The sequence below is a fragment of the Bradyrhizobium sp. 195 genome (assembly GCF_023101665.1).
Classification (GTDB): domain Bacteria; phylum Pseudomonadota; class Alphaproteobacteria; order Rhizobiales; family Xanthobacteraceae; genus Bradyrhizobium.
Window position 1 is genome coordinate 4,494,143 of the sequence record NZ_CP082161.1, and the last position, 19,067, is coordinate 4,513,209.

The following is a 19,067-nucleotide window of genomic DNA, read 5'->3' on the forward strand; positions in this document are numbered from 1 at the left end:
ACGAAGCAATCCAGACTGCTTCCGCGGAGGCATTCTGGATTGCTTCGCTTTGCTCGCAATGACGGTGGAGGGGGCGGTGCGTCACCCTTCAATCCACCGCCTTCACCACATCCGGCGGCTGCGAGGCGTAATACGCCGCGGCCTGCTCGATCTCCTGGAGCGTCATTGCGCGCGCGATGTTGCGCATTTGCTGGCTGATGTCGTTGCGACGCTCGCCTGTGGCAAACGCCTGGAGCTGCGCCTTCATGTAGGCCTCGGATTGCCCCTCCAGCCACGGGCTCCCGGTCTTGTTGTCGAGGCTGCCATGGCAGGCGCCGCAGGGCGCGATCCCGCGCATCGGCGCGCCGTAGATGACGATGTTGGGTTTCGGCAGTTGCGGTGTCGGGTGGTAGGCCGGAAGCCGCGGCAGATAGGCGTAATAGTTCGAGAGATCCGCCATCTCCTGGTCGGTCAGGTTGACCGCAAACGGCGACATCACGGCATTGGTACGCGCACCCGAGCGGAAATCGTGCAGCTCCTTGTAGATCACAGCCGCATACTGACCGGCGAGATTGGGCGAATCCGCGCGGCTGATGCCGGTCGGGCCGTGGCAGATGGCGCAACGCTGCGCCAGCGTCGCGCCGCGGCCGATCGCCTCCTGGCTCGGGCGTGACAGCGTATTCGAGGTGAGCACGACCCCGGACAGCCGCTTGGTCTGCTCGGGCGCCGTGACGCTGGCCGCACGCTGCGGCACGCCGGCGGCGCTACAGATCGCGTCCCAGACGTTGGCGAATTGCACCCAGGGCTGCGCGAAGGGCAGCACGATGAAGCCGGCAATCGCCGTCACGATCAGGATCGCGGCGGTGATGCCGACGCCTCGCGTGAAATGCGGATTGCTGAAGGTGAAGAGGTCGCGCGCGCTCATCACTGCGCTCCCACATAGACGGCCGGCACCGACGTGCCCTCGGTCAGCGCGAGCGTCAGGATCGGATAGCCGTAATTGGTGAGGGTGAGGGCGATCATCAGCGCCACCCACAATGCATGCGTATTGAGCGCGACGGGCACCGTCCTCGGTTCGTGCACGGCGAGCGCAAAGCGGTAGGGCCCGGCGTCGGCCTGAGGTGCGCGCATACCGCGCGCCAGGATGACGATGAACATGATGCCCGACGCCAGCAGGATGAAGCCGCCGATCGCCGAGAACGTGACCGAGAGCGCCTGCGGCGCGATGGCGGGATCGCCGAAGTCGAAATAGGCCATGCGGCGCGGCATGCCCAAGATGCCGACCCAGTGCCAGGGGAACGTGGTGACGATCATGCCGACGAACCACAGCCAGAGCTGGCTGCGCATCAGGCGGATATCGATCAGCTCGCGCCCGGTCAGATGCGGCCACAGATCATAGGCGATCGCAAAGTACATGATCACGATGGCGCCGCCGAAGATCAGGTGGAAATGGCCGGTAATCCATTGCGTGTTGTGGATCGACGCATCGAGCTGATAGCTCATGTTGATGAGGCCGCCGGCACCGCCGAAGCCGAGCATGACGAAGGAGAACGCCAGCGCCAGCATCATCGGATTGTCCCAGGGCAGGGCGCCGATCCAGCCGAACATGCCGCGCCCGCCACGCAGCCGCGCCGCGATCTCGACCGACGCGCAGATCGTGAACACGGTCAGCAGCGTCGGCAACGCCACCAGCGCCGTGAAGGCCGAGTGGATGAACTTGAAGCCGGCGCCGACCTGCGGATCGGCGAAGGTGTGATGCATGCCGATCGGCATCGCCACCACCAGGAACAGGATGAAAGAGATCCGCGCCATGCTGTCGGAATAGACCCGGCCGCCGATCGCGCGCGGAACGATGGTGTAATAGGCGATGTAGGTCGGCATCAGCCAGAAATAGACGATGGCGTGCAGCGTCCAGGAGAAGAAGATGCGGGCGAGTCCGGCGTCGATGGTGTTCTTCAGCCCCGCCGCGACCGGGATGATCTGCAACAGCAACTCGAGCGCGGCGCCCACCGCAGTCCAGGCCCACAAATAAGAACCCGCGACATTGGCGAACATCGCCAGCGGCACTGGTGCGCCGGGATGGGCCTTTCGCCAGATCCGCAGATTGATCGACATCAGCGCGACCCAGAACCACGAGCCGACCACGACCAGCACGACGCCGAGATAGTAGAAGACGTTGCCGATGAGCGGCGGATAGAAGGTGTAGAGCACCGAGGCGCGGCCCAGCGCGATCGGGATCACCGCCATGATGCTGCCGGCGACGATCAGCCAGAAGCCCGCCCAGGCCCAGCGCACGCCGACCAGGCGCTGCCCCAGCGCCGACTCGCTGATGGCGTAGCCGAATCCCATCGCCACCAGGGTCGGGAAGACGTAGCCCATCACCGTGCCGTGCGCGGTCAGCGAGCGGTAATAGAGCTCGGGATTGGACAGCCAGGTGCCGATCGGGCTGCGGATGAACATCTGCCAGGCGCCGAGCGTGAGCGCGATGCCGAATACGGCGAAGGCCAGCCAGAAATGGGCGAGGATGAGCTTCCTATTGACCAACACAGCTCAGCCTCCCGCCAGCCTTCGCACGATCCGCGAAGCCGGCCTTGTCGATCACCTTGACCTTGCCCCACATGCCCTCATGGCCAAAACTGCAGAACTCCTGGCAGGGCATCAGGTAGTCGCCGGTCCGCGTAAAGCGCATGAGCTGCTCGGAAATGTAGCCGGGCACCAGCATGGTGTTGACGTTGGTGCCCTGGATCAGAATGCCATGCACGACGTCGGCGCTGGTGGCGCGCAGCGTGATCGGCGTGTCCACGGGCACCACGATGCAGGCCGGCGTAAAGGAATATTGCTGGCCGATCGCGCGCACGGTCACATTGCCATTGGCCTCCAGCACGCTGCCGAGATTGCTTTCGACGAATTCGCCGGACAGATGCAGGCGCGAGGGATCGGTGATCTCGACGCGTGGCTGCGGCATGGTCGCGCGATGGATGCCGGCAAAGGCCGCCAGCAGCGCCATCATCACGATGATGATCACGGCAATGGTGGCCCAACGCCGCTCGACGCGGGCCGCGACCTCGGCGCTGCCATGGGTGTCCTCGGCGCTCATTGTAGCGGCCCGCGGGGCAGGAACACGAACAGGTAAAAGGCGAGCCACATCGCGACCACGCAGGCCGTGGCGATGCCGGCGAGCACGATCGCGCCGGAGGGCCCTTGCGCAACGACCTCCTCGACGGCCTGGTCGGCGGCGGCGGGGCTGGTCGGCGGATCGGAATTGATCATGGCTCCTCTCAATTCAGCGGTGCGGAGCGAAGTTCGTTGGCCTCGCGCGCCGAGACCGGCGTGCCGCGATTGCCCCAGGCGGTGCGAATGTAGGAGACGACGGCGGCGACCTCGTTGTCGGAGAGGAGGCCTGCGAAAGGCGGCATGCCGTAGGGCATCGGATTGCCCTTGGTGCCCGGCGGATAGCCGCCATTGAGCACCATGCGGATCGGATTGACCGCCGATTGCATCTCGATCGACTGGTTGTTGGCGAGCGGCGGCCAATGCGGCGGCTTGCCTTCGCCCTGCGTGCCATGACAGCTCGCGCAACTCTTGTCGTAGACGGTCTTGCCAAGGCTGATCAGCAGGCTGCTCTCGGTGGTCGGGAGGGCCGTGGCCGTGGGCGGCGGCGACGAGCCTTCCGCGATGCCCTTGAGGTACACCGCCATCGCCCTGGTGTCCTCGTCGCTGAGATATTGCAGGCTGTTGTGCACGACCTCGGCCATCGGGCCGTAGACCACACCGCGCATGGAGACGCCGGTCTGGAGCAGGTCGGTGATGTCCTTGATGCTCCAGTCGCCGAGCCCGGCCTCACGGTTGGAGGTCAGCGAGGGCGCGTACCAGTTCTGCATCGGGATCAGGCCGCCCTTGAAAGCGTCCGATTGCGAGGTGCCGCCGAGCGCGTTGATCGGCGAATGGCACATGCTGCAATGACCGAGGCCCTCGACCAGATAGGCGCCGCGATTCCATTCGGCCGATTTGGCCGGATCGGGCTTGAACTCGCCCTCACGGAAGTACAGCGTGCGCCAGCCGAGGATGAGCTGGCGGTTGTCATAGGGGAAGCGCAGTTCGTGCGGCTTGTTCTTCTGGACGACCGGCGGGATCGAGCGCAAGTACGCGAAGATCGCGTCGCTGTCGGCGCGGGTGACCTTGGTGTAGGACGCAAACGGCATCGCCGGATAGATCAGTCCGCCGTCCGGAAAACGGCCGCTGTGCATCGTCTTGTAGAAGTCGTCCGCGCTCCACTTGCCGATCCCTGTCGCAGGATCGGGCGTGATGTTGGAGGTGTAGAGGGTGCCGAACGGCGTCGGCATGGCGCGGCCGCCGGCGAACAAATGGCCTTCCGCCGCGGTGTGGCAGGCGGTGCAATCGCCGGCGCGGGCGAGATATTCGCCACGCGCGACGACGTCGCTGTTTTTGTCCTGCGCCTGTGTCGCCGTCGTCAGCGCAGCGAGGGCGAGAAGCGTGATCGACAGTTTCGAGCCCATCATCCGCCTCGTCAGTTGGGCTGGCTGCCGCAGCCGAATGGCAGCGCGTAGGTGCCTTTCGGCACGGGAGCAGGGTTCGCGGGCGCGGGCCGCGTCGCCAGCCACGCGGCAACGGCGGTAACATCGGCCTCGGTCAGATGCCCGGCGACGAGCTGCATGCAGTCGGGCGATTTCGCCGTGCGGTTGCCGTAGCGCCAGGCGCCGAGCTGGGCGCTGACGTAGGCGGCGCGGAGACCGAGCAGACCGGGAATGCCGGGCTGCATGCCCGTGAGGCCGGGACCATGACAGCTGACGCAGGCCGGTATGTTTCGATCGGCGTCGCCGCTGGTCGCAAGCAGCTCGCCCTGAGCGAGGACTTCCTTGCTGACCTCGCTCGGGGCAGGCTGCGGTAGCGGAGGGTGCTCGCTGGCAAAATAAGCCGCCATCGCCTCCAGATACGGATCCGGCAGAAATTCCAGCAGATAATTCATGGGCGGGTATTTGCGCCGGCCGCTGCGGAAGGCGAGGAGCTGATTGTAGAGATAGCCGGCGGGCTTTCCGGCGAGGCGCGGGAAATAGACGTCGCTGGTGCCTTCGCCCTTGTTGCCGTGACAGGGCGTGCATGCCTCTACCCGCGCCGCCATCGTATCCGGCGGCTGGTTGGCCGTTTGTGCAGCCGCGCCATCAAAGACGGCCAAGGTGGCAATGGCGAAGGCCAGAGCAGGGTAGCGAGCGAACACTTTCGTCGCCCTCCAGAAAGCAGGACCGGGTTGATTCCTGGCCACAATGTAGAGCGGCATTATTGCGCCAATATAGCTGCGCGCAAGCGCCGAAGGGATCAACGACGTTTGGTCGCGGTTTGCAATGCAACGACGATCCATTTCGACAAAATTTGCGTGTTTTTTGAAAAGCAAACATAGGTTTGCGGTCTCGCGGCTCATCTCGCCCGAGCTTTGCTTCATCTCATCACCCTCTTTGTCAGAGGGTGCAGGGAAGACCGGATGCCGGCTGGGCACCCGCGGTCCACTGTGCGAAGGTTGCGCTACAAGAGGCTGCACAGCGGCATACAGGTGAAGCCAAACAACCGGCCTTCCCTGCGCAGTGGTTTGACGGCTTATACCGAGCTCTCCCCGGGGAGCGATGCACTATTGCCCCCGTCGCCTTGCGGATGACTGATGCGCGTACCCGGTCGGGCCGCCACATCACCGCAAGACTTGACGCACAGACCCCGGGCGTCAGGACGACACGGTTTTGCCGTACGCTGATTGCACCGGTCGTGTGCGCGAAGGCCTATCGCTCACGGTTGCCCGCCCTGCGATGCCTCTCGCGCCGGCGCTGCCAGCGTCCACCACGGCTCACCCCGCGTTTCGTGACGATCGCGATACGCCCCTCTGACTGGGGTGAGTTGGCCCGACACTGCGACAAATCAGAAATTCTGTAAAGGCGAATATTTTCGCTTGCGCGGATTGACCAGCCAGTTGGATGTTTTGCCCGTCGGGCAACGCAAGGGCTTGTAGGTGCGTAGGGTGGATTAGCCGAAGGCGCAATCCACCGCGTCTGCCGATGTGGAGACAGAAGCGGTGGATTACGCTTCGCTAATCCACCCTACGCAGTGTTGCGTGCCATGTTCCCTCGGCCGCTGCCGGGATCATTTCGCACCGCTGCGAGTTCTCTCCGGATTGTCCGGGTTGGAGCCGCCATGACCATCAATTTCGACACGCTGAAAGCCTCGCTCGTCCTGTATGGTCTGAATGCGATCTACGCGATCCTGCTGCTTGCGATCGGCTGGTATCTGTCCGGCGCCATGCAGCGTTTCGTCACCCGCCTGCTGAGCGTCACGCACCGCGTCGACCCCCTCGTCACGCTGTTCGTGGGCAGCCTGGCGCGCTACGGTGTGCTCGCGGTGGTCGGCATTGCCGTGCTCCAGCTCTTCGGCATCCAGACCGCGAGCCTTGTCGCCGTGCTGGGCGCGACATCCCTCGCCATTGGCCTGGCGCTTCAAGGCACGCTCTCCAATCTCGCCGCCGGCGTGATGCTGCTGCTGTTCCGGCCCTTTCATATCGGTGATGACGTCGAGGTGGCCGGCAAGGCGGGGAAGGTGAGGTCACTGTCCTTGTTCATGACCGAGCTGGTCGCGCCCGACAACACGCAGATCCTCTTGCCGAACGGGCAGGTGTGGGGCGCGGCCATCATCAACCACAGCGCCTATCCCGGCTCGGGCGAGATCAAGGTCGCGTTTCCGGTCAGGGCCGGATCGGTCAATGCGCTGGCGGCCCAGATACTGAAGCAATTGCGCGAGGATCCCAGCGTCGACGAGCGGACCGCGCCGTCGGTCAACGTGTCCAAGGTGCTCGCAGCCGATCCAGCAGCGCCTCTGGTGGAGTTGACCGTGAGTGCGAAGGTGAAGCCGTCCGATGCCGATGCGGTCAAGCAGCGTGTGCTGGATCATGCCAGCGCGTTATTGGCGGCCGCATGAGCCGCGTAGGGCGGAGTAGCCGAAGGCGTAATCCGCCAAGTCTCTCTCCGCGGCGACAGACGTGGCGGATTACGCTTTCGCTAATCCGCCCTACGAACAACGGCTTTCGGTTTAGCCCCGCGGCGAGCGCGGCGGCCTGCGCTTCACCGCGTGCCGGCGCGGCGAGCGGGTCACGCGCGGGCGCAGCCGGGTTGCGGCGGCGCGCGGCTTGGTCTGGGCTTGCGGGCCGCGGGCGAGATCCATCAGCATGCGCAACGCCTCGACGACGGAGCGCTGGCGCACGGCGGAGCGGCCGATCGCGCCGAAACGATGCTCGCGGTGAATGATCCGGCCATCGCGCGCGGCTGCTGCGAAGTGCACGAGACCGACCGGCTTGCCGGGCGTTGCACCGCCAGGACCGGCAATGCCGGTGATGGCGACAGCGAGATCGACGCCGGCACGCTCCAGCGCGCCGATCGCCATCGCGGTCGCGGTTTCCTTGCTGACCGCGCCGAAATTGGTGAGCGTGCCCGCCTCGACACCCAACATCGCGCGCTTGGCGTCGTTGGAATAGGTGACGAAGCCGCGATCGATCACGTCGGACGAGCCGGGGATATCGGTCAGCGCGCCGGCGACGAGGCCACCGGTGCAGGATTCAGCGGTCGCGATCGTCAGCTTGCGCATCCGGCACAGATCGAGCAGCGAGCGGGAGAGGGCGCGTGCGTCGCTGCCGCCCATGACCTAGACGCTCCAAGTCTTTTCGTTAAACGGCAGGCGGATGGTGGCGCTCGCGGTGGCCGCGATGCCTTCCTCGCGGCCGGTGAAGCCGAGCCGCTCGCTGGTGGTCGCCTTCACCGCGACGCGGGAGATGTCGACGCCGGAAATCTCGGCGATGCGTGCGCGCATGGTGTCGCGCAAGGGGCCGATCTTCGGCCGCTCGCAGATCATGGTGACCTCGAGATTGGCGATGCGGCCGCCGCGCGCCGTGACGCGCTCGATGGCGTATTTCAGGAACTGGTCGGAGGAGGCGCCCTTCCACTTCGCATCGCTCGGCGGAAAGTGCGAGCCGATGTCGCCGTCGGCGAGCGCGCCGAGGATGGCGTCGACCAGCGCATGCAGGCCGACATCGCCATCGGAATGGGCCAGAAACCCCCTGGTGTGCGGGACGCGGACGCCGCAGAGCATGAGATGGTCGCCTTCGCCGAAGGCGTGCACGTCGTAGCCGGTGCCGGTCCTGATATCGCCGAGCTGGGCAGCCAGGCGCGCTTCCTCGCGCACGAAATCCTCGGGAGTGGTGAGCTTCATGTTGGCAACATCGCCTTCAAAGGTTGCAACCGTCAATCCCGCCCATTCGGCAATCGCGGCATCGTCGGTGAAATCGCTGCGACCGTCCTTCGCCGCGCGACGATGCGCCTCGAGGATGACGTCGAAACGAAAGGATTGCGGCGTCTGCGCGATTCGCAAGCGCGACCGGTCTGGCGTGTCCTCGACATCGCCGCCCGCGCCGGTGACCTTGATGGTGTCGGTGACGGCAACGACAGGAATCGCAGCGCCAGTGCGGCTGGCCGCCTCGATCGCGCGCGAGATCACGCCGTCCGAGACGAAGGGACGCGCGGCATCGTGGATCAGGACGATGTCGGGCTTGTGCTTGGCGAGGGCTTCGAGACCGGCGAGCACCGAGGCTTGACGGGTGGCACCGCCATTGGTCGGCGGCTCGTGGCTGAGCCCTGAAACCGCGGCCGTGAACATGGCGCCGTCATCGGGGTTCACCACCGGCTGCACCGCAAGAACGTCCGCGTGGCGGCTGAAGGCTTCCATGGCGCGGTAGATCACGGGCACGCCGCCGATCTCGCGATATTGCTTCGGCCCGCCGGCGCCTGCCCGCAGCCCGCGCCCGGCTGCGACGAGGACGACCGCGGTGCGCTGTGATTTCGCCATAGGACTCAAGTACTCAATTGGTGATGAACAGTCGGGGAGTGGGGTGATTGCCGCATGCCTCTAGCACGACAGGCCCGCAAAAAAAGGGGGTTTCCCCGGATTGTTGGAAACAGCATTTTGCTGCAGTGCACTTGAAAGATTTGCAGAATTGTCTAAACTGTAGGCATGACGCTTGACTGCACAAGAATTGTGCGCAAGATAGGTCATGGCACGCGCGATGAGGCGCTGCCCAGTCGACGAGACCCCTGTGACCGGTTCGGCAGTATCCGGCTCTAAGCCGTTGAAAATAGGCGATATTGATGTCGCCACCCCGGTCTTCCTGGCGCCGATGTCGGGGGTGACGGACTCGCCCGTCCGCAAGTTGGCCGCCGAGCTTGGGGCCGGTTTGGTCGTGTCCGAAATGACCGCCAGTGATGAGCTCGCCAACGGCCACCGGATGTCCCGGTTGCGTTGCGAAGCCACCGGGATCGGTCCGCACGTGGTCCAGCTCGCCGGCTGCGAGACGCATTGGATGGCCGAGGGCGCCCGGATCGCCGAGGCCGAAGGCGCCGATATCATCGACATCAACATGGGCTGCCCGGCCCGCCACGTCACCGGCGGCCAGTCCGGTTCGGCCTTGATGCGCGACCTCGACCATGCCGTCAGCCTGATCGATGCGACCATCGCGGCGGTAAAGGTGCCGGTGACGCTGAAGATGCGGCTCGGCTGGGACGATCGCACGCGCAACGCGCCGGAGCTGGCGCAGCGCGCGGAAGCCGCCGGAATCAAGCTCGTCACGGTGCATGGCCGCACCCGCAACCAGTTCTACAAGGGCGAGGCCGATTGGGATGCGATCCGCGCCGTGCGCGAGGCCATCGCCATTCCGCTCGTCGTCAACGGCGACATCACCTCCTACGAGAAGGCGCTCGCCGCCCTCGAGGCCTCCGGCGCCGATGCCGTGATGATCGGCCGCGGCGCGCAGGGCCAGCCCTGGCTGCCCGGCCAGATCGGCCGCCGCCTGAACGGAGGGATCGAGGAACCAACGCCCTCGCTCGAAACCCAGCTGCATTATGTCCGCACGCTCTATGAGGGCGTCTGCACGCTCTATGGTCTCCGCATCGGCCTCAGGCACGCCCGCAAGCATCTCGGCTGGGCGCTCGATGTCGCGGCGCAGGCGAGCCGTGCGCCGGCCGAAAAGCTGAAATCCTGGCGCCAGAAGATCCTCACCTCGGAGGATCCGCGCCTCGTCCACCAGTCCCTGCAGGATGCCTTCGACGACTTCGCATGGAGCGCTGCTGCATGAGCTCAGCCGCTGAACATCGCCGGCCGTCGGACAGCGACGCGATACTGGATGCCTTGCCCAATCCCGTGCTCATGATCGGGCCGGACGGCAAGATCGTCGCCGCCAATATCGCGACCGAAGCCTTCTTCGAGATCTCGACCCAGTTCCTGAAGCGGCAGTCGTTGAAAGAGCTGGTGCCGTTCGGCAGCCCGTTGCTGGCGCTGATCGACCAGGTGCGCTCGTCGAACTCGCCGGTCAACGAATACAAGGTCGATCTCGGCACGCCGCGCATGGGCGGCGATCGCCAGGTCGATCTTCACGTCGCCCCGCTCACCGAGCGGCCCGGCCATATCGTGGTGATGCTGCAGGAGCGCACCATCGCCGACAAGATGGACCGCCAGCTCACCCATCGCAGCGCGGCGCGTTCGGTGATCGCGCTGGCCGCGATGCTGGCGCACGAGATCAAGAACCCGCTCTCGGGCATCCGCGGCGCGGCGCAGCTTCTGGAGCAGCAGGCCTCGTCCGAGGACCGCATGCTGACGCGTTTGATTTGCGACGAGGCCGACCGCATCGTGACGCTGGTCGACCGCATGGAGGTGTTCGGCGACGAGCGCCCCGTGGTGCGTGGCCCCGTCAACATCCACTCCGTGCTCGACCATGTGAAGCGGCTGGCGCAGTCCGGCTTTGCGCGCAACATCCGCTTCATCGAGGATTACGATCCCTCGCTGCCGCCGGTGCTGGCGAACCAGGACCAGTTGATCCAGGTGTTCCTCAACCTCGTGAAGAACGCCGCGGAGGCCCTGATCGACGTGCCCGACGCCGAGATCCAGCTCACCACCGCGTTCCGCCCCGGCGTGCGCCTGTCAGTCCCCGGTCAAAAATCCCGGGTATCCTTGCCGCTTGAATTCTGCGTGAAGGACAACGGACCAGGCGTGCCGGACGATCTTCTGCCCAATCTGTTCGACCCCTTCGTGACCACCAAGCAGACCGGCTCGGGGCTGGGCCTTGCGCTGGTCGCCAAGATCGTCGGCGATCACGGGGGCATCATCGAATGCGAATCTCAGCCGCGCAAAACCACCTTCCGCGTGCTGATGCCGATGTATTCCACATCGGTGAAACATGCCGATCAAAGCAGTCGCGCCGACTCTGCCGGGAAGTCGTCGCCTGTGTCACAGGGGGCGAAATGAGGATTAACGATGCCCGCAGGTAGCATTCTCGTAGCTGATGACGATACCGCCATCCGCACCGTTCTCAATCAGGCACTGTCCCGGGCCGGCTATGAGGTCAGGCTCACCGGCAATGCCGCAACGCTGTGGCGCTGGGTCAGCCAGGGGGAAGGCGATCTCGTCATCACCGACGTGGTGATGCCGGATGAAAACGCCTTCGACCTGCTGCCGCGGATCAAGAAGATGCGGCCTAATCTGCCCGTCATCGTCATGAGCGCGCAGAACACCTTCATGACGGCGATCCGTGCCTCCGAGCGCGGGGCCTACGAATATCTGCCAAAGCCCTTCGACCTCAAGGAGCTGATCGCCATCGTCGGCCGCGCGCTCGCCGAGCCGAAGGAGCGCGTCTCGACGCCGGACGAGGACGCCGAGATGGAGGCGATCCCGCTGGTCGGCCGTTCGCCGGCGATGCAGGAAATCTACCGCGTGCTCGCGCGCCTGATGCAGACCGATCTCACCGTGATGATCACGGGCGAGTCCGGCACCGGCAAGGAGCTGGTGGCGCGCGCGCTGCACGATTACGGCAAGCGCCGCAACGGCCCGTTCGTCGCGGTCAACATGGCGGCGATCCCGCGCGACCTCATCGAATCCGAGCTGTTCGGCCATGAGCGCGGCGCCTTCACCGGCGCCAACACCCGCGCCTCCGGCCGGTTCGAGCAGGCCGAGGGCGGCACGCTTTTCCTCGATGAGATCGGCGACATGCCGATGGAGGCCCAGACCCGTCTGTTGCGCGTGCTGCAGCAGGGCGAATACACCACCGTCGGCGGCCGCACGCCGATCAAGACCGACGTGCGCATCGTTGCGGCCTCCAACAAGGACCTGCGGGTCCTGATCCAGCAGGGCCTGTTCCGGGAAGACCTGTTCTTCCGCCTCAACGTCGTGCCGCTGCGGCTGCCTCCCTTGCGCGAGCGCATCGAGGATCTGCCGGATCTGGTGCGTCACTTCTTCGCGCTGGCCGAGAAGGACGGGCTGCCGCCGAAGAAGCTCGATGCGCTGGCGCTGGAGCGGATGAAGCAGCACCGCTGGCCCGGCAACGTGCGCGAGCTGGAAAACCTCGCCCGGCGTTTGGCGGCACTCTATCCGCAGGACGTGATCACGGGCTCCGTCATCGACGGCGAGCTCGCCCCGCCGACGGTCAGCCCGGGTGCGGCAGTGCAGCAGGGTGTCGACAATCTCGGCGGCGCCGTGGAGGCGTATCTGTCCTCGCACTTCCAGGGCTTTCCGAACGGCGTGCCGCCGCCCGGCCTCTATCACCGCATCCTCAAGGAGATCGAGGTGCCGCTGCTCACGGCCGCGCTCGCCGCCACCCGCGGCAACCAGATCCGGGCCGCCGACCTGCTCGGCCTCAACCGCAACACGCTGCGCAAGAAGATCCGGGACCTCGATATCCAGGTCTATCGTAGCGGGGGCTAGCTCGCGACAAACGCTGAACGCGTTTACGCGGCGCGACAAGCGCTTAAGAGCGTTTGCGCGGAGGTGGCTCAGCTCCCCCTACCAAAGCGGAGCTGAGCCTGTCCGGATCGCGCTGGCCGTTGTGGCTGACGCGGTGAGCAGAAGTCCGACACGGAGCTAAATGTTCCGCTGAAAGGGGACGATTTCGTCATTTGGCCGCAGGGGCGCACTGCCGCGCCTCATCTGACCAGGCGAGTTGATGTTGGGAGCATGGCCAAGTCAGCTCGTTCCTGCAGACCCGGGCCATTGACCAGCAGGTCGGAGGCCACGATCAGCAGCAGTACAGCCGAAGCCATTATCGCGAGAAAGATCCTCTCCATGCGGGGTCAAGCCCGTATAGCCGGATTCCGTTCCCGCTGATTTGGCATTGCCTGTGGATGCGCCGTTCCGTCTCATCGCGGGCGCCGCGGAATTGTCGCAATTCGGCAACAATGTGGTACGAATACATCAGTATCCGCCCCGTCGCGGACCCGTTTTCAGCACCACCATTGCCGGAATGACCAGCGCAGACACCTCGGCCGCACACTTTGACACGGCCCCAGCGGAAGAGCCCCGGCGTTGGTCGGTGCGGCGCTGGCTGGCGCCCATTGCCGTGGCCATGGCGCTGGGCTCGGCGTTCCTGACCTTCCTGGTCCTGACCGGCCTCACCAAGATCGAGCCGACGCCCGAAGTCGTCCGCTCGTTCTACCTGATCAATGCGGCCACGATCCTGCTGCTGGTCGGCATCATCGTCCGCGAGCTCTGGCAGCTGATCCTGGCGCGGCGGCGGGGCAGGGCGGCGGCGCGCCTCCATGTCCAGATCGTCAGCCTGTTCTCGATCGTGGCGGTGCTGCCCGCGGTGCTGGTCGCGGTCGTCGCCAATGTCACCATCGAGCGCGGCCTCGACCGGTTGTTCTCCGGCCCGACCAAGGAGGTGATCCAGAACTCGCTGACGATCGCGCGGGCCTACATGCAGGACCATGCGCAGCTGATCCGTGGCGACATTCTCGGCATGGCCAACGACATCGCGCACGCCCGGCCGCTCTACGACCAGGATCGTCGCTCGTTCCGCGAGATGCTCACCGCCAGCGCCGGCTCGCGCAATCTGCCGGGCGCGATGATCATCGACAAGAACACCAACATCCTGGAATCCGCCGAGACCGGCATGCGGCTCGCTTATTCGCCGCCGGCGCCCGACTTCCTCAGCAACGTCAACGAGAACGAACCCGAGATCGCGGTGCTGCCGGACGCGAGCTACGTTGCCGCGGTGATCCGCCTTCGCGCCTTCAACGACACCTTCCTCTATGTCGCCCGCCCGCTTGATCCCAACGTCGTCAATCAGCTCAAGCAGACCGAGGTCAGCGTCGCCGAATACGCCCAGATCGAGTCGCGCCGCCTCGGCATCCAGGTCGCCTTCGCGCTGATGTTCGCGGTGATCGCGCTGACCATCCTGATGGCCTCGGTGCTGATCGGTCTCAATTTCGCCAACTCGCTGGTCTCGCCGATCCGGCGGCTGATGAATGCGGCCCACACGGTCTCGACCGGCGATCTCCATGTCCAGGTGCCGGTGCACCAGTCGGAAGGCGATCTCGCCCAGCTCGGCGAGACCTTCAACAAGATGACGCAGGAATTGCGCAGCCAGCGCGACGAGCTCGTCAACGCCAGTGACCTCATCGACAGCCGCCGCCGCTTCATCGAGGCCGTGCTGTCCTCGGCAAGCGCCGGCATCATCGGCGTCGATGCCTCCGGCAGCGTCGGCATTTTGAACCGCTCCGCCGAGAAGCTGATCGGGCACGCCGAATCCGAGACGCTCGGCCATCCGCTCTCCGACGTGCTGCCCGAGCTCGACGAGATGATGAAGACCACGCGGGAAGGGACCCAGCGCCTGGTGCAGGGCCAGATCACGATCACGCGCGACGGGCAGGAACGCAATCTGTCAGTCCGCGTCAGCGCTGAGAAGAACCAGCCGCACGACAGCTACATCATCACGCTCGACGACATCACCGAGCTGGTCTCGGCGCAGCGCACCTCGGCCTGGGGCGATGTGGCGCGCCGCATCGCCCACGAGATCAAGAACCCGCTGACGCCGATCCAGCTTTCCGCCGAGCGCATTCGCCGCAAATTCGGCAAGGACATCACCGAGGCCAAGGACAAGCAGATCTTCGACCAGTGCACCGATACCATCGTGCGCCAGGTCGACGACATCAGGCGCATGGTCGACGAGTTTTCGCGCTTCGCGCGGATGCCTAAGCCGGTGATGGAGGGCGAGGACGTCGCCGACACCGTGCGGCAGGCGGTGTTCCTGATGAAGGTCGCCCATCCCGAGATCGATATCGAGGCCGAGTTCAAGCAGGATCCGCTGCGCGCCCAGTTCGACCGGCGGCTGATCTCCCAAGCGGTCACCAACATCGTCAAGAACGCCACCGAGGCGATCGAGCAGGTCCCGCCGGAGGAACTCGGAAAAGGCCGCATCGACGTCGTGGTGTCGCGCGAAGGCGAGGACGTGCTGATCGACGTGGTCGACAACGGCATCGGCCTGCCCAAGGTTGCGCGCTCGCGTCTGCTCGAACCGTATGTTACCACGCGCGCCAAAGGCACTGGGCTTGGCCTTGCAATCGTCGGCCGCGTGCTGGAAGACCATGGTGGGCGCATCGAGCTGAAGGATGCTTCCGACTTCCGCGCGGGCCAGCGCGGCGCCTGGATGCGGATGCGCTTTGCGATCTCCGGGCAACCTGCGAAGTCCGAGGGAGCCGAGCAGGCCCCGGCGGCCGCGGTCAAGGAAGCAACCGGCGAGCAGGCCGGCGCTCCTGTCAAGGACCAGGCGCAGGAAACAAAAGAGCCGGCGGCCGAAACCAAAGAGCCCGCTGAAAAGACCAATGATTCACCGAAAATCGAAGCCTCAACAGGCAGCTGACAAGACAGGCGCGAACCCATGGCTAGTGAAATTCTGATTGTCGATGATGAGGCCGATATTCGCGATCTCGTTGCGGGCATTCTCGAGGACGAGGGCTTCGTCACCCGAACCGCACGCGACAGCGATACGGCACTTGCCGAGATCGCCAACCGCAGGCCGCACCTGGTGTTCCTCGACATCTGGCTGCAGGGCTCCAAACTTGACGGCCTGCAGCTGCTGGAGCAGGTCAAGAAGGACAATGCCGACCTCCCGGTGGTGATGATCTCCGGCCACGGCAACATCGAGACCGCCGTCGCGGCGATCAAGCGCGGCGCCTACGACTTCATCGAGAAGCCGTTCAAGGCCGATCGCCTGATCCTGGTCGCGACCAGAGCGCTGGAGAACTCGCGGCTCAAGCGCGAGGTCAAGGAGCTGAAGCAGCTGGCGCCGAGCGCCAGCCAGCTTGTCGGCCGTTCGCCCAGCATGAACCAGCTGCGCCAGACCATCGAGCGTGCGGCCAAAGCCAACAGCCGCATCCTGATCGTCGGCCCCGCCGGCGCCGGCAAGGAATTGACCGCACGCACGCTGCACACGGCCTCCGGCCGTGCCGACGGTCCCTTCGTCGTCATCAACGCCGCCGCGATCACGCCCGAGCGGATGGAGCACGAGCTGTTCGGCGTCGAACAGTCCAACGGCGAACACGCGCGCAAGCCCGGTGCGCTCGAGGAAGCCCATGGCGGCACGCTGTTCATCGACGAGATCGCGGACATGCCGCGCGAGACCCAGAACAAGATCTTGCGCGTGCTGGTCGAGCAGTCGTTCCAGCGCGTCGGCGGTACCTCCAAGGTGCAGGTCGACGTCCGCATCATCTCATCGACCGCGCGCAATCTCGAAGAGGAGATCGCGGCCGGCCATTTCCGCGAGGATCTCTATCATCGGCTCTCGGTGGTGCCGATCCGCGTGCCCGCGCTGTCGGAACGGCGCGAGGACATCCCGGAATTGATCGACTACTTCATGGAGCAGATTTCGGCCGGCAGCGGCCTGCCCAAGCGGCAGATCGGGCAGGATGCGATGGCGGTACTGCAATCGCATGTCTGGCCGGGCAATGTGCGCCAGCTCCGCAACAACGTTGAGAGAGTCATGATTCTGGCTGCGGGTGGCCCGGAGGTCATCATCACGGCCGACATGCTGCCGCAGGACGTCGGCTCCATGGTGCCGGCGATGCCGACCAGCAACAACGGCGAGCACATCATGGGCCTGCCGCTGCGAGAGGCGCGCGAAGTCTTCGAGCGCGACTATTTGATTGCACAGATCAGCCGTTTTTCAGGAAATATTTCTCGAACGGCCGAGTTCGTTGGCATGGAACGTTCGGCGCTGCATCGGAAGCTGAAGGCGCTCGGTGTCGGTTAGAGCGTTTTCGCGCGAAGTGGATTCCCGGTTCGCGTAAAGAAAACGCGTCAAAACAGGAATCTAGCGCCGCTGGGCTGCGGTTACACCTCGGGATGGGTAAGAAAAGTCATCGAATTCCGTAGTTTTTCGGGGCAATACGGCGCGCCTTGCCGCGTGAAGCGGCTTGCCTAATAGGTCCACCTGTCCTCTAATTGCACAGCTGTTCCTTCCGAGGGGGATCTCATGAGGAACGGCAACCGGGAGAGGCCTCGAACATCACAAAGAGGGCCGCAACCGGCGCAATAAAAAGAAACTCAAAGCGAGAAAAAAAATGGCGGCAGACCGCGCACAAAACCTGCAGGACACCTTCCTTAATCACGTTCGCAAAACCAAGACGCCACTGACGATCTTTCTGGTCAACGGAGTGAAGCTCCAGGGCATCGTGACCTGGTTCGACAATTTCTGTTTGCTGCTTCGGCGCGACGGTCATTCGCAGCTTGTCTACAAGCACGCGATCTCGACCATCATGCCGGGCGCACCGATTCAGTTGTTCGAAGGCGGCGAGGATCAGCCGGCTTGAGAGTGATCTGATTGGAACCCCGGAATTTCGACGGGGATGCCGACCGTCCGCGGTCGGCTGGGGCTAAGCAGACGGGGCGGGTGCTTGTCATCGGTCCCTACTTGCGAGGGCGCGCAGGCAGTGCCGACGCGCAATCGGAAACTCATGTCTTGCGTGACGCCGAGGCCCGGCTTGATGAAGCCGCGGGCCTCGCGCGCGCGATCGACCTCGTCATTGCCGACGCCATCATCGCGCCGATCAACCAGATCAGGCCCGCGACGTATATCGGCAAGGGCAAGGTCGAGGAGATCGCCGCGCTGATCAAGACCCTCGACGTCGAGCTCGTGGTGATGGATTGCGCGCTGGCGCCGATCCAGCAGCGCAATCTCGAGAAGGAATTGCACGCCAAGGTGCTCGACCGCACCGGACTGATCCTGGAAATCTTCGGCCGCCGCGCCAAGACGCGGGAAGGCTCACTCCAGGTCGAGCTTGCGCATCTCAACTACCAGCGCTCGCGCCTCGTGCGCTCATGGACCCATCTCGAACGCCAGCGCGGCGGTTTCGGATTCATGGGCGGTCCCGGCGAGACGCAGATCGAGGCCGACCGCCGCCTGATCCAGGAGCGCATCTCCAAGCTCGAGGGCGAGCTGAAGAAGGTGCAGGCGACGCGTCGGCTGCATCGTGCGGGCCGGCAGCGCGTGCCGTATCGCGTCGTCGCGCTGGTCGGCTACACCAATGCCGGCAAGTCGACGCTGTTCAACCGCCTGACGCGTGCCGACGTGCAGGCGGCCGACATGCTGTTCGCCACGCTCGATCCGACGTTGCGTGCGCTGAGCCTGCCGCATGGCGGCAAGGCGATGCTGTCGGACACGGTCGGTTTCATCTCCAACCTGCCGACCCAGCTCGTCGCCGCCTTCCGCGCCACGTTGGAGGAGGTGCTGGAGGCCGACGTCATTCTCCATGTCCGCGACATCTCGCACGAGGACGCCGAAGCGCAGCAGAGCGACGTCGACGCCGTGCTGCGCCAGCTCGGCATCAACCCCGATGACTCAGGCCGCATCATCGAGGTCTGGAACAAGATCGACCGCTACGATTCCGAGCAGCGCGAAGAGCTCTTGAACATCGCCGCGCGCAGGCCCGAGGATCATCCGGCGATGCTGGTCTCGGCCGTGTCGGGCGAGGGGGTCGATGCATTGCTCGCGGCGATCGAGGAGCGTCTCGCCGCCAAACGCACTACGCTCGATCTCTCCATCGACGCCGCCGACGGCGCCGGCATCTCCTGGCTGCATCGCAATGCCGAGGTGTTGGCCAAGGAGCTGCACGACGGCCGCTTCGACATGACCGTGCGGGTGGACGAGACCAAGCGGGATATCGTGGTGAACAGGTTCGACGCGGTGCCTCGTCTGTCCGCGTAGCCCGGAGCTTGGTAGCCCGGATGGA

General features: G+C 65.0%; 16 protein-coding genes. 8 read left to right on the forward strand and 8 right to left on the reverse strand.

What is annotated here, in order from left to right:
• Positions 1-88: 88 nt before the first annotated feature.
• Genes IVB26_RS20755 through IVB26_RS20780 form a run of 6 tightly spaced genes read right to left on the reverse strand, consistent with a single transcriptional unit; the run spans position 89 to position 5,119 of the window.
• Entirely contained in the window at positions 89-904 is an 816-nt protein-coding gene (locus IVB26_RS20755) for a c-type cytochrome (protein ID WP_247967190.1), read from the reverse strand.
• Entirely contained in the window at positions 904-2,526 is a 1,623-nt protein-coding gene (locus IVB26_RS20760) for a b(o/a)3-type cytochrome-c oxidase subunit 1 (protein WP_247967191.1), read from the reverse strand. Before IVB26_RS20760 ends, IVB26_RS20755 begins: the two co-directional genes overlap by 1 nt.
• Positions 2,513-3,076, reverse strand: a complete 564-nt coding sequence (locus IVB26_RS20765; RefSeq protein WP_247967192.1) for a cupredoxin domain-containing protein — start codon at positions 3,074-3,076, stop codon at positions 2,513-2,515. The genes IVB26_RS20760 and IVB26_RS20765 overlap by 14 nt, the downstream gene beginning before the upstream one ends.
• Positions 3,073-3,249, reverse strand: coding sequence for a hypothetical protein (locus tag IVB26_RS20770; protein WP_018641890.1), 177 nt, complete (start codon positions 3,247-3,249; stop codon positions 3,073-3,075). The genes IVB26_RS20765 and IVB26_RS20770 overlap by 4 nt, the downstream gene beginning before the upstream one ends.
• 8 nt (positions 3,250-3,257) lie before the next feature.
• Positions 3,258-4,496, reverse strand: a complete 1,239-nt coding sequence (locus tag IVB26_RS20775) for a c-type cytochrome (RefSeq protein ID WP_247973228.1) — start codon at positions 4,494-4,496, stop codon at positions 3,258-3,260.
• 11 nt (positions 4,497-4,507) lie between these two features.
• Positions 4,508-5,119, reverse strand: coding sequence for a c-type cytochrome (locus IVB26_RS20780; protein WP_458309374.1), 612 nt, complete (start codon positions 5,117-5,119; stop codon positions 4,508-4,510).
• A gap of 1,055 nt (positions 5,120-6,174) precedes the next feature.
• On the opposite strand from IVB26_RS20780, the gene IVB26_RS20785 reads away from it, so the two are divergent.
• Positions 6,175-6,951, forward strand: a complete 777-nt coding sequence (locus tag IVB26_RS20785; RefSeq protein WP_247967193.1) for a mechanosensitive ion channel family protein — start codon at positions 6,175-6,177, stop codon at positions 6,949-6,951.
• Between the two features lie 111 nt (positions 6,952-7,062).
• Here the strand turns inward: IVB26_RS20785 and IVB26_RS20790 are convergent, their stop codons facing one another.
• Positions 7,063-7,668 (reverse strand): CinA family protein, encoded by a 606-nt coding sequence (locus tag IVB26_RS20790; RefSeq protein WP_247967194.1) that lies wholly within the window; start codon positions 7,666-7,668, stop codon positions 7,063-7,065.
• A gap of 3 nt (positions 7,669-7,671) precedes the next feature.
• On the reverse strand, positions 7,672-8,868 hold the full coding sequence (locus tag IVB26_RS20795; RefSeq protein ID WP_247967195.1) for a bifunctional 2-C-methyl-D-erythritol 4-phosphate cytidylyltransferase/2-C-methyl-D-erythritol 2,4-cyclodiphosphate synthase: 1,197 nt from the start codon (positions 8,866-8,868) through the stop codon (positions 7,672-7,674).
• Positions 8,869-9,148: 280 nt separating this feature from the next.
• Between IVB26_RS20795 and dusB the strand changes: the two genes are divergently transcribed.
• The 7 genes from dusB (at position 9,149) to hflX (ending at position 19,042) form a co-directional block, all read left to right on the forward strand.
• Entirely contained in the window at positions 9,149-10,150 is a 1,002-nt protein-coding gene (gene dusB / locus IVB26_RS20800) for a tRNA dihydrouridine synthase DusB (RefSeq protein WP_247973230.1), read from the forward strand.
• A complete protein-coding gene (locus tag IVB26_RS20805; protein ID WP_247967196.1) occupies positions 10,147-11,316 on the forward strand; it encodes a two-component system sensor histidine kinase NtrB in 1,170 nt (389 codons plus the stop codon). The genes dusB and IVB26_RS20805 overlap by 4 nt, the downstream gene beginning before the upstream one ends.
• Before the next feature lie 9 nt (positions 11,317-11,325).
• The gene (ntrC, locus tag IVB26_RS20810) at positions 11,326-12,768 is read left to right on the forward strand and encodes a nitrogen regulation protein NR(I) (RefSeq protein ID WP_247967197.1); all 1,443 of its coding nucleotides are present in this window, start codon (positions 11,326-11,328) and stop codon (positions 12,766-12,768) included.
• Between the two features lie 535 nt (positions 12,769-13,303).
• Positions 13,304-15,700: a sensor histidine kinase gene (locus tag IVB26_RS20815; protein WP_247967198.1), complete on the forward strand. Its 2,397-nt coding sequence runs from the start codon at positions 13,304-13,306 to the stop codon at positions 15,698-15,700.
• An 18-nt stretch (positions 15,701-15,718) separates the two neighbouring features.
• Positions 15,719-17,089 (forward strand): nitrogen assimilation response regulator NtrX, encoded by a 1,371-nt coding sequence (ntrX, locus tag IVB26_RS20820; RefSeq protein ID WP_247967199.1) that lies wholly within the window; start codon positions 15,719-15,721, stop codon positions 17,087-17,089.
• Between the two features lie 310 nt (positions 17,090-17,399).
• A complete protein-coding gene (hfq, locus tag IVB26_RS20825; RefSeq protein ID WP_007591126.1) occupies positions 17,400-17,648 on the forward strand; it encodes an RNA chaperone Hfq in 249 nt (82 codons plus the stop codon).
• A gap of 11 nt (positions 17,649-17,659) precedes the next feature.
• A complete protein-coding gene (gene hflX, locus IVB26_RS20830) occupies positions 17,660-19,042 on the forward strand; it encodes a GTPase HflX (RefSeq protein WP_247967200.1) in 1,383 nt (460 codons plus the stop codon).
• The last annotated feature ends 25 nt before the right edge of the window (positions 19,043-19,067 follow it).